The organism is Pseudoduganella ginsengisoli (genome assembly GCF_009720865.1).
Taxonomy (GTDB): Bacteria; Pseudomonadota; Gammaproteobacteria; order Burkholderiales; family Burkholderiaceae_D; genus Rugamonas; species Rugamonas ginsengisoli.
Map to the genome: position 1 here is coordinate 130831 of NZ_WNLA01000017.1, position 12954 is coordinate 143784.

Below are 12954 nucleotides of genomic sequence, written 5' to 3' on the forward strand. Positions count from 1 at the left end.
GTGTGAATGATGGTTTCACACGGTTTCGGCGGCGTCCTTAGCGCAGGTCAGCCATGAAGATGGCATCGCGCAGCTGGACTTCATTCCTGCCATTGTTGATAAAGTAATTGATAAAGTTCGTCAACTCCGTATTGTCCGGCTGCCGGTTTTGCAGCGCGTAGAAATTGGTACGGACAATGTACTCTTCCGAAGTCTTCATTGTCGGCTCCATCACCGTAGTGCGCCACGTTTCACGCTGAGCTGCGGGCTGGGCATTGTATTGGCCGAGCCACCAGTTGAACCCAGCCGAATCGCTGGTGATTTGCGGTGTCGTCCGGGACAGCACATTGATGAATGACCCCCATACGGCGCGGGCGCTCGCATCGAGCGTCAGCTCGTATTTGATGCCGTCATATACCGTATTTTTCATGGCAGTCTGCTTGTCCGCTTCCGACATGGTTGGCGCAGTCGTATCCCATTGCGTATATTGCGCGTTGGCCTGTGCTGTCCAGTAATTAATTTCCGCCTGGGTTGGAACGCGGCTCGGCAATTGCAGCTTCAGCTGCGCAAATGCCAGCCGGACTGCCTTTTCCGGTGAGTAGCTCAGAATATAATTCATGCAATCGCGCGGCGTATTTTTGCCGGCGCTGATGCATTTGCTACTGATTCGTCCATTAGTGATAATTTCGGTCCAGTAGCGCATTCCTTCCGCATCAGCCAGGTTTTCAGCATCGCTGCGCCCCAGGGTGGTTTTAAAGTCATCCCAGACTTGTTTGTACTCCGGTACATCCGCAAAGTTCAGATATTCCGGTTTATTGGTTGGTGTCCGCACGGTCCCATTGAGCCATTGGCCAACATAAGACGCCCACAAGCCGCCGTGCGCCTTGATGCCCGCTTCGTTGAAGTGGGTATATTGGTTATAGTTATTTGGATCCGGATCATAGTAGCGGTATTTCGCCCAAGTCAGGATATCGCTGTCCGGGCCTTCGAGGAATTTGGGATCGCCTGGATAATTACGCTTGGCTGTAAAGGTTAACCCGCGCCGATGATTCATTTCCGTCGCGAATTTTTGCGGCAGCAAGGCACTGGTCCAGGTCGACTCCGGCACCCATGCCACTTTGGCGATCATCCATGCAGGGTCGCAATTGCCTTGCGTTTGGTTCCTGAAATTGCGCGCCAGCTGCATCAGGTCCGCGCCATACGTGGTTTTAGGGGTGTGGTTGTTCGGCGCGTCGCTCTCGCCCTGATGCCACAGCACGGCTTTGAAGCCGCAATTACCAACGGCGTTTGCCGCCTTGACCAGCCGGTTAAACAGGCTCTCAGGCGCTTCGTTCGAAGTCGGGCTCCAATTGTTGGCCCACCAGGCCAGCGGCGAGCCGCCCCAGGCAGTGTTGACTATGCCGACCGGCACGCCAGTGCTGGCGCTCAGCTTTTCAGCGAAAACGCCCCATGGCGAGCCCTTGGGTGGATAGCCAGCATTTCCCCACGGCTGGTCAGCCCAGCTGCTGGCGTACGGCTGCGTATGGGTCAGCGCGCTCCAGGTATTGGAAGCGGGAGCGGGATTAAATGCGCGGTTGAATGGCGAGATAGCCGAGGTGACCACCGAGCTATGGTTGGCGGCGTTGCTTTGGCCTGCAATTAAAAACACGTCGCCGACGGCAAAATCGGCGCTATCCCAAGATTGCACCGCCCGGTTCATCGCGTCATAAAATACGACGCGGACTTTTTTCCAGCTCATGCCGGTTCCGGTACCGGTAGAGATCTTGATTTGCTCGTTGTCCGAGAACGTCCGGCTCGGTTGCAACGTTGCTGTTGGCTGCCCGTTGGTCAATAAGTGTGCCGAGAATGTCGTGACGCCAGGGAGCAGCGCGGACTTCATCGGCATTTTCAGCGTGATGTTAGCCGGCGAGCTAGGCGAATTGCCGTTGCGCTGGAAGATTTCATTGGGCCTGATGCCACCAACGAGCTGCGCATGCGCCAACTGCCCGACGGACAGCAAGGCCACCGCGATACTGGCTGAAATAACAGATTTCTGAAAGGTCATAAAGTACAGGGATAATGATCCGCAAGTGGTTCATGGGAGCCCGATGTTATCATATTAATATTGTTGAATAGCCCCGGTATTTGAAGGGGAAATTGCAATAATTGGTGAGAATTGATTCGCGGAAAGGAAGCTGAATTATTATTTTAATAAATCCTCGGCCTATCACTATGAACGAGCGTACGTGCCTGCCGCGCGTGCGTCAGCAGCCATGGATTTCAACGTTTTTAATTGTGCGGGATTCAAGCCCGCCCGCGCCGCAAAATCCGCCAGCGACGTGAAATTGCCATCGCGTTGGCGGCTCGCCAGCGCCTTTTTGGCAGTGGCGGCGTCGATGCCCGGCAAGGCCGACAAGTGTTCCAGTTCCGCAGTATTCAAATCAACCACTAATGGGACGGGTTCGCCCCAGGCTGCCAATGTGCGGGTTGGATGCTTGACCCACAGGGCTGGACCGGCCTGCACCGCCAGCTTTTCTGGATGCGCCTGTACCTCCGCCACTTCCGCAGCCAAGGCTCTGCGAGCTGCCTTCAATGCAGGCACAAATGTTTTACTATTGCCTGTACGCCCTATTTGGGCCACGGCTTCCGATTGCGCGGCCAGCGCCGGAGACGTTAGCGCACCATAGCTGCTTTCCACCAGCACTTGCGCAAAGTGCCTGCCGGCTTCTGGTTCGGTACGTGCCAGCACTGCCGCCAGTGCCGGCAGCAGCGGCGTTTCCGGCGTCAGCGCTGACGCGCGCATCGCCTTCAAGCCATTGAACAGGGGCAGATAGCGGCTACGCAATGCCGCGGCAGTTCCTTCCCCCGCGCCCAGCCAGCGGTAAAAGAATGTCGCCACCACACCCTCAGAAGCCAGCATCTGCGGTGCAGACTTCAAATGCTCACGGTCAAACAGCGTACTCAGCTCACGCCGCTCAATCGCGTCGGCAGCGCCGCCATCGCCAGGCAACGTCACTTGCCGGTGTACGAACCAGTTTTGCCGCACGCCATCGATGCGGTACGCGCGGTCCAGGTTACTCTGCCACAGCGCCACGTAGGTGCGCGCCCCCACGCCCATGTCCTGCGCCCGCAATTGCGCATTTTTCGTATGCTGCCGCGCCAGCGCCTGGAAGTGTGTGGCAAAGCCTTCGTCCAACGCGGTAGGCTGGTCCGTCATGCTGTAGCTGTGGTGGGGCGTGCGCGAATAGCCTTCCGGCAGCGGCAGCAGGCGGCGCAGCATCACGTGTCCCAGTTCATGCGCAAAGATTTCTTCAAAGCTGCCATCGGCGACGCTGTCGGCGTCGACCACCAGGTCCACCATGGGCTCATCGATATAGCGCCGCTGTTCGCCTTCCTGCAGCCAGAAGCCCCAGCGCGGGAAGCCGCCGTCTTCCTGTGACAGCATCAGCCACGTGATGCCGCTGTTTTTCACGCCGGCCACCTCGGAAGCCAGCGCATCGAGCGCAATGGCCGACGCAGTAAATCCACTGGTGGCTTCCTTTTGGATAGCGTCAAACAGGGCGCCGGACGACACCCGGGCCAGTACCGGCGCGCTGCCGGGACCCGTAGGGCGCGCCTGCATTTGTGCTTCCTGGTTGATAATCACAGGGGACAAAACCCCCAGTTCTGCTGCATTTGCGGCCGATGCCGCGCCCAGCGCGCAGGCAAATAGCAGGTGTTGCGGGAACTGCATGCCGTCTCCAGTGCGGGATGTAGAAGGTGCCATACTAGGCCGGTTGCCAACACTCAGTCAAAGTGGCATTGTGTAGCTTGGCGTCAACTATTCGGGACTATCGTGAGTACTACGCTGTATTCGGCCTTTGTGCCCGTATTTATCCATTATCTGCAGCAACTGCATTCAACGTTGGCTGTTGCAGAAAATCACGAACGGCGTACGGGCCGGGCGCTGATCGGCGCTGCGCTGGCCGAGGGCATGTTCCCGTTTGCACAGCAAGTGACGACCGCATGCGGCTTCACCGTGCGCGCCGTGTGCCCGCTGCTGGGCGCGGATTTGCCGGTGCTGGCGGGCGGTGACCAGGATTGGAATGCGCTGCGGCTGCGCATCCAGGCGACCGTCAGTTTCCTTGAGCAAGTCCCTGCCGATAAAATCAATGCAGCGGAAGAGCGCCAGATCGTCACGACGGCCGGCCTGGTTTCCCCTGTGTTTTCCGGTAGCGATTATGCGCTGTCGTATGCGCTGCCGAATTTCTTCTTCCACCTGGTGACGGCGCACTCGATCTTGCGCAGCCACGGGGTCCCCGTGGGCAAGGAAGATTTCGATGGTTATCATCAATACCAGGCGGGCTTCAGCTTCCCCCAAACCAAATAAGGAACAACCATGCTGCAAATGAGGCCCGGCTGCGAATGCTGCGATAAAGACTTGCCGCCGGATACGCCAGATGCACGCATCTGCACATTTGAATGTACTTTTTGCGCCGACTGTACGGACCATGTATTGAAAGGCGCCTGCCCGAATTGCGGCGGTGAATTGGTGGCCCGTCCGCGCCGTCCCCTTGAGAAACTGGCAAAATATCCCGCTTCCACTGAACGCATCGTAAAACCCGCCGGGTGCGGCAAGACCATCTGACTTACCATTATGAGCCTGCAATCTGTCCGCGAATTTTTCGCCGCGCGTCAACTCGACATCCCTATCATTGAACTGGAAACCAGCACGGCAACAGTTGCGCTGGCAGCCCAAGCCCATGGCGTGGAGCCGGGGCGCATTGCCAAGACGCTGGCATTCCGGCTGGGGGAGGGCCGCGTGATTTTGCTGGTGGCGGCGGGCGACGCCCGTATCGATAACCGCAAATTCAAGGAAGCGTTCGGCAAAGGCAAGATGCTGCCCGCGGAAGACGTGGTGGAACTGACGGGCCACCCGGTCGGCGGCGTGTGCCCGTTTGGCCTGGCGCATCCGCTGCCCGTATACCTGGACCAGTCGCTGCAAGCATACGATGTGGTGCTGCCTGCCGCGGGCGACGTGCACACGGCAGTGAAGGTTGCGGTTTCCCAGCTGGCGGACATCACGGCAGGCGCCTGGGTTGACGTGTGCCAAGTTCCCGTGGCGGAAGCGGCCTGAGCCACGGTTTGCGGCCAGATCAGGTAGCATGGCGGCATAACAAGCGGAAGCTGCCATGCACTATTACCCTGAACACGATACCGAAGCCGGCGCTGCGGCGCTGGCGGCATTCCTGGCCCGGCGCCGCAATGTGCTGGTGCTGACAGGCGCAGGCTTGTCGACCGCATCCGGCATTCCCGATTACCGCGACAAGGATGGCGTGCGGCGCGGCAGGGCGCCGATCCAGGGGCCGGACTTCCGAAAATCCGACGCGGTGCGCCGCCGCTACTGGGCGCGCAGCCTGCTGGGCTGGCCGACCCTGGCCGGCGCGGCGCCGAATCCCGGACACCTGGCGCTGGCCGCGCTGGAACAGCAAAATCAGGTCGGCCACGTCATTACGCAAAATGTCGACGGCCTGCACCAGCGCGCAGGCAGCCGGCGCCTGATTGAATTACACGGCAATATCCACCATGTCGTGTGCCTGGCGTGCCAGGCCCGCTATGCGCGCACCGTCATCCAGCAACGGCTGCTGGACGACAATCCCCACTTGCAAGACCAGGACCAGCAAGTCAAGGCGCTGCCGGACGGCGATGCGCAAGTGGAGCCCGAAGCGCTGGAGCACTTCAGCATCCCGCACTGCGAACAATGCGGCGGCGTGCTGCAGCCGGACGTCGTGTTCTTTGGCGATAACATTCCCGCCGAGCGCACACAAGCGGCCCTGCACGCAATGGAACAGGCCGACGCGTTGCTGGTCGTGGGGTCGTCGCTGATGGTGTTTTCTGGCTACCGCTTTTGCCGGCTGGCGGCGCAAGCGGGAAAACCGATCGCCGCAATCAATGCCGGTGTGACGCGGGCCGATGAATTGATCGGGCTGAAAGTCGCGGCGGCGGCACAGGACGTGCTGCCGCGCCTCGTTGAAATGGTGTAAACGATTTACTGCGGGTTTATTGCATCAGCATCGAACGCACGATGCCTTCCTTGGCCAGCGCATAGTCATGCGCCGCCAGCACGTAATTCGTGTTCGGCTGGATGACTTTGACGTTGACAAACACCATGTCGCTGGTTTCAGCATAGGAGCCCACGACTACCGCTTGCGCCTTGTGCGTCTGCGCCATGTCGTTGACTTCACGCGTCAGCATCATTTCGCCCTGGTTGCGCTTCATATACACGCTGTTGCGCAGCTTCATTTCCAGCATGTTCAGCTTGCCTTGCGCGAGGCGGGTGGAAATTTGTTCGGAAATCAGGCGGCCCAGCGTTGTCGTCTGTTCGAGCGCATCGATATTGACCACCGTGGCCATAATCAGCGGCTTGTCGGTCGCCAGTTTGCCGTTCAGTTGCGCCATCAGTGCATCGGCAGCTTTATAGTTGGACGCGATGAACTGGTTCGACGACACGGTCGCGTAGTTGGTTTCTTCTTTTGGCGGCGACGTGAAGGAAGAGCACGCGGCCAGTAACAGCGGCACGCAAAGCAAGGTGGCCAGCTTGCGCATTATTTATCACCCCGGATGGTATAAGTTTTAAAGGCTTTGTCGTTTTCTTCCGGCAAGCCATACAGCGTACGGTCGCTGTCCGCCACATAATACGCCGAGCTGTTGCGGGCGTAGTAACGGTACTGGTCGGAAACGGAAACCGTGACGATCAATTCAGTTTTTGGCACCGGTCCCGTGCCGAACTGGCCATAGTAATAGTTATAGCCTTCGTGCGCGGCCACACCGCCGGCGGTGGACAGGATAGGGTCGGCTGTCGCCGCCAGCATCCAGACGCCAACCGCAATGGCGGTGGGGACGGCGCCCGGCATTTTCTGCATGCGTTTTTCAGAGAAGGTCAGCGCCTGCACGTCGATATCGACTTTTAGCGAACCGGCCGGGACACGCGACACCACGTAACCGGACTTTACCAGCGCCGACGTGATGTGTTCCGTCAGCGCACGCTGGAATTGCGATGCTTCCGGCGGCGGCTCGGAAATGTAGTACGGCCGCTGCGGCGCCTTGCGCAAGTCTTCCGTCAAGCGCTGTTCAATGGTGCCGGCAATCGCACCCCAGTGCGCCGCGGCTTGCAGCTTGGGCTGGGTTGATGCCGGGAAGTCCACGGCGGACGGCGCGGGCGCATAACGGTTGGCGCATCCAGCCACCAGCGCGCCTGCTGCCATAACGGCCAGCACGCCTGCCATTGATTTCGCCTGATTTACTTTTGCCATGTCATCCTCGCCTCGGGTTGGTGCTTGCAGCTGCCTCCCCAGTTTATCACGTATGTTTCTAGCGAGAAAATCACACCTGTACCCGAATGGCCGGGATTCATGCCAGAACGTGGCGCATTAACGACGATGCTGTTTCATGGCGGACGCCACTTCGCGCGATGCATCGCGATCTTTCTCCGCGGCACGCTTGTCATGCTGTTTCTTGCCTTTGGCCAAGCCGATTTCGCATTTCACGCGGCCGCCCTTGTAATGCAGGTTCAGCGGCACCAGCGTATAGCCGGAGCGGGTGGCTTTACCGATCAGTTTGTCCAGCTCGTGGCGGTGCAGCAGCAGTTTGCGGGTGCGCACGGCATCCGGACGGATGTGGGTTGATGCCGTCGGCAGCGCGCTGATGTGGGCGCCAAACAGGAACAGCTCGTCGCCTTTGATGGTGACGTAGGCTTCCTTGATCTGGACTTTATTGTCCCGGATTGCCTTCACTTCCCAGCCTTCAAGCATGATGCCCGCTTCATAGCGGTCTTCAATGAAGTAATCGTGAAAGGCTTTTTTGTTATCGGCAATAGTCATGTGGGTGCGAAAATACAAGCTTGTTTGTTAAACTACGGTCTTTGCAGACCAACATCATAACAACGGTAACACAATGGCAGTAGTGCATAAGTCGGTTATTCTTGGCTTTTCAGCCGAACAAATGTTCGAACTGGTGGCCAAGGTCGAAGATTATCCCAAATTTCTGCCATGGTGTGGCGGCGTCGAAGTGCGTGACCGTAGCGAACATGGTGTCGTTGCCAGCGTAGCGATCCATTACCACGGCATTCACCAAAGTTTTACCACGTCCAATGCCAATACCCGGCCGACCAGTATCCGCATGACCTTGGTCGATGGCCCGTTCAAGACGCTTGATGGCACGTGGACCTTTAAACCGCTGCGGGAAGATGCGTGCAAAGTGGAATTGGATTTGCACTATGAATTTTCCAGCCGTATCCTGGAACAGGTGATCGGGCCGGTGTTCAGCATGATTGCCAACAGTTTTGTGGATTCCTTCTGCAAACGGGCGGAGACAGTGTATGGCAAGTGATGCAGCGAATGCGCAAATCAATGTGTCCGTGTGCTATGCGACGGACACTGTGGAATTCCTGCGCGAACTGCGGCTGGACGCGGGCGCGACGATTGCCGATGCTTTGAGAGTGTCCGGCCTTGCATATGAAGTGCCGGGGATCGATTTGTCCGCAATGGCGGTGGGCATTTATGGCAAGAAGAAGACCATGGACACCGTGCTACGCGAACATGACCGCGTGGAAGTGTACCGCGGCCTGATTGCCGATCCGAAAAATGCACGGCGCAGGAAGCCTGCCCCAAAAGCGGACTGATCCCGCGCTGTGCCGCCTGTGGCGGACTCAGAACCGGTGGCGCAGCCCCACCGCCACTTGCCGGTTACCCGTGCCCGGTTCTTCACTGTTGCCGGCGGTATAGCCTGCACCGTGACGGTTATGTATCAGCACATGCGCCGCGTATACGTCGGTCCGCTTTGAAAATGCATACGCCGCGTACAGCGCCGTCTGCAACGCATCCTGGTTCAGCCGCGTGCGGTCATCCTTGTGCACGACAGTGGCGATATACGTCCACGATCCACGCGGCACGGATATGCCCAGCAGCGCGTCGTTGCTGGCGCTGGACGCCACCGGCGCCACGCCGCCAAACGGCGCGCCTGCGCTGTTTAATGGCGACGAGTTCGGCCCGCGGTTGACACCCAGCCCCCCATACAGTTTCACGGCCTGCAAGTCATAGTTAGCCCCCAGCAGCCAGTTGCGTGCCGCTGGCGCATCCGGCGCCGTGGCGGTCACGTTGCTGCGGTTGTGCAGCGCCAGCCGAACATTGAACCGCCCATTGCTGTAGCCGGCCGAACCGCCAAACTGGCGTCCGATTTCACTGTTGCCCGCCGCTTCGCCCGCCACCACCATGGCGTCGGCGCTGAAGCCATGCCAGTCCGCGCTGCGGAACAGGATGGAATTGCCGGCCCGGAAGCCTGCAGGCGGCATCAGGTTGTTGGAACGGCCGACGCCATTGCGCAGGGGATCAATGACAGTATTTAACGTGGTGAACAGCGGCGTATCCTGCAACCCTACGCTGACGGCGCCCAGCCTGCCGCGCAAGCCGGCTATGCTGGTGCGGCCGAACAGCGTGCCATTTTGCGTGGGAATGCCGGTATCGGCATGGATGCCGCCTTCGACGGCAAAGAACGCCGACATGCCATCGCCCAGGTCTTCACTGCCTTTGAAACCCCAGCGGCTTTGCGTCGCCATGCCGCTGGTCACGCGGGTCGAAACGCCGTTGATGCCGCCACGGTCCTGGGAAATGCCGACATCCATGACGCCATAAAAGGTAACGTCGGACGCGGCGCTGCTGCCGGCCGCGCACAGGGCGGCCAGCGCGAATATGCGCTTCATGATTGGTCTCCGGAAGATCAGATGCGGCGGGCGTGCCAGCCCGGCCGCGAAGGAATGGATTACTGGGCGGTGGCAGGCAAGGCGCTGGCCGGTTCCGGGTCGGGAATCGGTTCGATTTTTCCCAGCACGAACACGAACGACACGATGCCGATGATCAGCAGCACGCCCGCAACGAGGAAGGCATTGGCAAACGAATTGGTGGCGCCCACGATCACACCGGTGACGATAGGCGCGGCGGCGCCCATCAAATTATTGGCAAAATTCATGATGCCGCCGATGGTGCCGGCGCCGCCTTTTGGCGCAATCAGCGAAGGCAGCGACCAGCCGACCGGTGCGGCCGCCGCCAGCCCGCCCAGCGCAATGGAAATCCAGAAGATGGCCCACGCCGGATCCCGGGTTTGCGTGGCGCCGAATACGGCCAGGCCAAACAGCATGCCCGTCACCAGGACGCCTTTGCGCACCGCCGATTCATCCTTGCCCTTGGCGATCAAATGGTCGATCAGCCAGCCGCCGACAAATAAATCCGTTACGGTTGCCACCATCCATGGAATGGCCGCAAAGCCGGCCGACTTCAAAATGCTCATGTTCATGGTTTGCACCAGGTAGCCGGGCAGCCACGTGAGGAACAGGTAAAACGTATAGCCGTAGGCCGCGAAGCCGATGGTCAAGCCCCAGATTTTCGTCTTGGTCAGCAGGTAGCCCAGCATGTTCAGCGCGCCGGCATCCGATGGTCCCTCGGGCGCCGCACCGCCTTGCTGGATATAGCGCAGTTCTTCCTTGCTGAGTTTTTTGTCGGCGCTAGGGTCGCGGTAAAACACATAGAACGCAATGAAGTATGCAAAGCTGAGGACGGCAGACAAGGCGAAGCCATAGCGCCAGCCGGAATGCACGATGGTGAGCGCCACCAGCGGCACGCCAATCACATTGGAAAACTTGGCAGCCGCGTCAAAGATGGCTGTCGCCGTGCCGCGTTCCTTGCGGGGGAACCAGTAGCCGGTGGCTTTCGAGCTGACGGGGAAGGCCGGCGCTTCGGCAATGCCCAGCAGGATACGGGCGGCAAAGATGCCGGCAAAGCCGCTCGACAGGGCCGTGATGGTGGACGCCAGGCCCCACAGGAACGCGCCCCAGCGTCCCACCGTGGTCGGGCCGAAGCGGTCCAGTACCATGCCGACCGGGATTTGCAGCAGCGAGTAGGACCAGGCAAAAGCGGAAAACAGGATGCCCATGTCAACCGGCGACAAGTTGAATGCCTCTTGGATTTGCGGCGCGGCGACAGACAAGCCGATGCGGTCGATGTAATTGATCAGTACGCCAATGCCGAGCAAAGCGCCGATGCCCCAGCGCCGTTTTGGAATGTGTTTGGTGTTGTTATGCATGTGTGTCTCCGGGAAGAAGTGGATGCCGGCGCTATGCGGCGTTGGACGTTGCTGGCGGCTGTGGACGCGCTGTGGCCATCGGCGCTGCACTTGCCTGGGGCGCCGCGGCATTCGCGTGCACAATGGCGTCGGCCAATTCCTGTGGCGTGGCTGTGATGTCCAGGGTCACGCCAGCCTCATTGGATTGCAGTGGTTCCAGCGCCTGCAGCTGGCTGTCCAGCAGGGCAGGGGGCATGTAGTGGTCTTTGCGCGCGGCCAGGCGTTGCGCAATGACGCCGCGTTCGCCGTGCAAGTGGGCAAAGCGCAGCGCAGGATCGCCTTCGCGCAGCACGTCGCGGTAGCGCCGCTTCAGCGCGGAGCAGGAAACCACCAGGCCGGCGCCGGTTTCCCGCGCCATGGCAATTTCCTCGCGCAGACGTTGCAGCCACGCCGCGCGGTCCGTGTCGTCGAGGGGAATGCCGGACGCCATTTTCGCGACGTTGGCAGGCGAATGGTAATCGTCGCCTTCAATGAAAGCGGCGCCGAGGGCTTGCGCCACCCGGTGTCCCACTTCACTTTTGCCACTGCCGCACACGCCCATCACGACCCATCGGCTTGATTGTTTTATGTGGTTCATTTCGGTCGGGTTATAAGGTTGTCATCAAAATGATAGCGCTATCAGTGATGCGCAGTTTGGTTCAACATGAACCGATGGTCAAGGAAAATCTTATGCCGCACTGCAGCATGCATGAGGATTTTGCATAGGTTGCCTGCGCCTGGCGCGTGCCTGCGGAGCGCGGGATGGCGGCCCCGGGGCGAAGGACCCCGGAGGCATTCATGCGTCGTGTCTGGTTAAGCGCTTTCGCGCGCCATCACAGTGAAACCGAGGTCCACGTGCTGGTGTTTTGGCTGTTCGCCCTTGATCAGCGCTTGCAGCAGGGTTGCCGCTTCAAAGCCGATTTTGTAGCGGGGCGTGGCGATCGTTGTGCATGACGGGTGCATCAGCGCCGATGCGGGTAAATCATTGAAGCCGCAAATCGCCAGTTGCTGCGGCACGGCAATGCCGCGCCGCTGGCATTGGAAAATCGCGCCGTGCGCCAGGTCGTCGTTGCAGCAGAAAATCGCGTCGAGCCCGGGCATGCTGGCGTGCATGCGTTCGACCAGTTCGGCCCCCAGTGCAATGGTGGACGGGTCCGGCACCATCATTTCCAGCATGGGATCCAGTTTGCCCGCTTCGGCCATCGCCATGCGGTAGCCTTCCTGGCGCTTGATGGTCCGTTCATCGAGCTGCGCCCCCATGAAGCCGATGCGTTTATATCCCTTTTCCAGCAGATAGCGCGTCATCTGGTAGCCGGCCTGGATTTGCGAAAAGCCCACGGAAACCCGGTCCGGGTCGGTGGAAATATCCATCATCGACACCACCGGCACGCGCGACGTGGCCAGCATTTTTTCCACGCCCTTGCTGTGCGATAGTCCCGACAGCAAAATCCCGTCCGGATTCGACTGCATATACACATTCAACAGCTTTTCTTCTTCGGCATCCGAATAGCGCGTGTTACCAATCAGGATCTGGTAGCCATATGGATCCAGCGCATCCTGTATCCCTGCCAGCACGGCAGTAAACACGGCATTCGACAGCGACGGCACCAGCACCACGATCACATTCGATTTCGACGACGCCAGCGCCCGCGCGGCGCGGTTTGGCACGTAACCCAATTCTTCGACAGCCTTTTCCACCCGTTCGCGCAGCAGCGACGACACGAGTTCCGGCTGGCTGATGGCGCGCGACGCCGTCATGGTCGCCACGCCGGCATGTGCGGCCACCGCCGCCAGGGTTACACGGCCGCTGGCGCGGCTCTTGCCATTAGTTGTTCTGCTCATTGATTGTGGTTCTGTTCTTGTCTC

The 12954-nt window shown here is 59.6% G+C and carries 15 protein-coding genes; 6 read left to right on the forward strand and 9 right to left on the reverse strand.

All coding sequences use genetic code 11. From position 1 onward, the window contains the following. Positions 1-37 precede the first annotated feature (37 nt). Together GM668_RS22000 and GM668_RS22005 are read right to left on the reverse strand one after the other, a co-directional pair. The gene (locus GM668_RS22000; RefSeq protein WP_155441094.1) at positions 38-2023 is read right to left on the reverse strand and encodes a sialate O-acetylesterase; all 1986 of its coding nucleotides are present in this window, start codon (positions 2021-2023) and stop codon (positions 38-40) included. A gap of 165 nt (positions 2024-2188) precedes the next feature. After that, positions 2189-3691 (reverse strand): ComEA family DNA-binding protein, encoded by a 1503-nt coding sequence (locus GM668_RS22005; RefSeq protein WP_170305758.1) that lies wholly within the window; start codon positions 3689-3691, stop codon positions 2189-2191. 102 nt (positions 3692-3793) lie between these two features. On the opposite strand from GM668_RS22005, the gene GM668_RS22010 reads away from it, so the two are divergent. The 4 genes from GM668_RS22010 to GM668_RS22025 are packed head-to-tail and all read left to right on the forward strand — an operon-like array spanning position 3794 to position 5981. Next, a complete protein-coding gene (locus GM668_RS22010) occupies positions 3794-4327 on the forward strand; it encodes a DUF1993 domain-containing protein (RefSeq protein WP_170305759.1) in 534 nt (177 codons plus the stop codon). A gap of 9 nt (positions 4328-4336) precedes the next feature. Next, positions 4337-4585 carry a DUF1272 domain-containing protein gene (locus tag GM668_RS22015; protein ID WP_155441097.1) on the forward strand — a complete coding sequence of 83 codons (249 nt, stop codon included), beginning with the start codon at positions 4337-4339 and terminating at the stop codon, positions 4583-4585. A gap of 9 nt (positions 4586-4594) precedes the next feature. Continuing rightward, on the forward strand, positions 4595-5074 hold the full coding sequence (locus GM668_RS22020; RefSeq protein WP_155441098.1) for a YbaK/EbsC family protein: 480 nt from the start codon (positions 4595-4597) through the stop codon (positions 5072-5074). Positions 5075-5129: 55 nt separating this feature from the next. Then, positions 5130-5981, forward strand: coding sequence for an NAD-dependent protein deacetylase (locus GM668_RS22025; protein WP_155441099.1), 852 nt, complete (start codon positions 5130-5132; stop codon positions 5979-5981). Positions 5982-5997: 16 nt separating this feature from the next. On the opposite strand, the gene GM668_RS22030 is transcribed toward GM668_RS22025, so the two are convergent. From GM668_RS22030 to smpB, 3 genes are all read right to left on the reverse strand, one after another. Continuing rightward, on the reverse strand, positions 5998-6543 hold the full coding sequence (locus GM668_RS22030) for a FlgO family outer membrane protein (RefSeq protein ID WP_155441100.1): 546 nt from the start codon (positions 6541-6543) through the stop codon (positions 5998-6000). Next, entirely contained in the window at positions 6543-7250 is a 708-nt protein-coding gene (locus tag GM668_RS22035) for a hypothetical protein (RefSeq protein ID WP_229499695.1), read from the reverse strand. The genes GM668_RS22030 and GM668_RS22035 overlap by 1 nt, the downstream gene beginning before the upstream one ends. Positions 7251-7367: 117 nt before the next feature. After that, positions 7368-7817 (reverse strand): SsrA-binding protein SmpB, encoded by a 450-nt coding sequence (smpB, locus tag GM668_RS22040; protein WP_155441101.1) that lies wholly within the window; start codon positions 7815-7817, stop codon positions 7368-7370. 73 nt (positions 7818-7890) lie between these two features. On the opposite strand from smpB, the gene GM668_RS22045 reads away from it, so the two are divergent. Continuing rightward, positions 7891-8325: a type II toxin-antitoxin system RatA family toxin gene (locus GM668_RS22045; RefSeq protein WP_155441102.1), complete on the forward strand. Its 435-nt coding sequence runs from the start codon at positions 7891-7893 to the stop codon at positions 8323-8325. Continuing rightward, a complete protein-coding gene (locus GM668_RS22050) occupies positions 8315-8617 on the forward strand; it encodes an RnfH family protein (protein ID WP_155441103.1) in 303 nt (100 codons plus the stop codon). The genes GM668_RS22045 and GM668_RS22050 overlap by 11 nt, the downstream gene beginning before the upstream one ends. Positions 8618-8644: 27 nt before the next feature. On the opposite strand, the gene GM668_RS22055 is transcribed toward GM668_RS22050, so the two are convergent. The 4 genes from GM668_RS22055 to gntR all read right to left on the reverse strand — a co-directional run bounded on the left by GM668_RS22055 (position 8645) and on the right by gntR (position 12930). Next, a complete protein-coding gene (locus tag GM668_RS22055) occupies positions 8645-9694 on the reverse strand; it encodes a porin (RefSeq protein WP_155441104.1) in 1050 nt (349 codons plus the stop codon). 59 nt (positions 9695-9753) lie between these two features. After that, a complete protein-coding gene (locus tag GM668_RS22060; RefSeq protein ID WP_155441105.1) occupies positions 9754-11070 on the reverse strand; it encodes an MFS transporter in 1317 nt (438 codons plus the stop codon). 31 nt (positions 11071-11101) lie between these two features. Further along, on the reverse strand, positions 11102-11686 hold the full coding sequence (locus tag GM668_RS22065) for a gluconokinase (protein ID WP_229499697.1): 585 nt from the start codon (positions 11684-11686) through the stop codon (positions 11102-11104). A gap of 215 nt (positions 11687-11901) precedes the next feature. After that, positions 11902-12930: an HTH-type transcriptional regulator GntR gene (gntR, locus tag GM668_RS22070; protein ID WP_155441106.1), complete on the reverse strand. Its 1029-nt coding sequence runs from the start codon at positions 12928-12930 to the stop codon at positions 11902-11904. Between the last annotated feature and the right edge of the window lie 24 nt (positions 12931-12954).

Excerpts from the sequence above, each read along its gene's own strand:
- GM668_RS22000 (WP_155441094.1), bottom strand. The coding sequence starts at position 2,023 with ATGACCTTTCAGAAATCTGTTATTTCAGCCAGTATCGCGGTGGCCTTG.
- GM668_RS22005 (WP_170305758.1), bottom strand. The coding sequence starts at position 3,691 with ATGCAGTTCCCGCAACACCTGCTATTTGCCTGCGCGCTGGGCGCGGCA.
- GM668_RS22015 (WP_155441097.1), top strand. The coding sequence starts at position 4,337 with ATGCTGCAAATGAGGCCCGGCTGCGAATGCTGCGATAAAGACTTGCCG.
- GM668_RS22020 (WP_155441098.1), top strand. The coding sequence starts at position 4,595 with ATGAGCCTGCAATCTGTCCGCGAATTTTTCGCCGCGCGTCAACTCGAC.
- GM668_RS22025 (WP_155441099.1), top strand. The coding sequence starts at position 5,130 with ATGCACTATTACCCTGAACACGATACCGAAGCCGGCGCTGCGGCGCTG.
- GM668_RS22030 (WP_155441100.1), bottom strand. The coding sequence starts at position 6,543 with ATGCGCAAGCTGGCCACCTTGCTTTGCGTGCCGCTGTTACTGGCCGCG.
- GM668_RS22035 (WP_229499695.1), bottom strand. The coding sequence starts at position 7,250 with ATGGCAAAAGTAAATCAGGCGAAATCAATGGCAGGCGTGCTGGCCGTT.
- smpB (WP_155441101.1), bottom strand. The coding sequence starts at position 7,817 with ATGACTATTGCCGATAACAAAAAAGCCTTTCACGATTACTTCATTGAA.
- GM668_RS22045 (WP_155441102.1), top strand. The coding sequence starts at position 7,891 with ATGGCAGTAGTGCATAAGTCGGTTATTCTTGGCTTTTCAGCCGAACAA.
- GM668_RS22050 (WP_155441103.1), top strand. The coding sequence starts at position 8,315 with ATGGCAAGTGATGCAGCGAATGCGCAAATCAATGTGTCCGTGTGCTAT.
- GM668_RS22055 (WP_155441104.1), bottom strand. The coding sequence starts at position 9,694 with ATGAAGCGCATATTCGCGCTGGCCGCCCTGTGCGCGGCCGGCAGCAGC.
- GM668_RS22060 (WP_155441105.1), bottom strand. The coding sequence starts at position 11,070 with ATGCATAACAACACCAAACACATTCCAAAACGGCGCTGGGGCATCGGC.
- GM668_RS22065 (WP_229499697.1), bottom strand. The coding sequence starts at position 11,686 with ATGAACCACATAAAACAATCAAGCCGATGGGTCGTGATGGGCGTGTGC.
- gntR (WP_155441106.1), bottom strand. The coding sequence starts at position 12,930 with ATGAGCAGAACAACTAATGGCAAGAGCCGCGCCAGCGGCCGTGTAACC.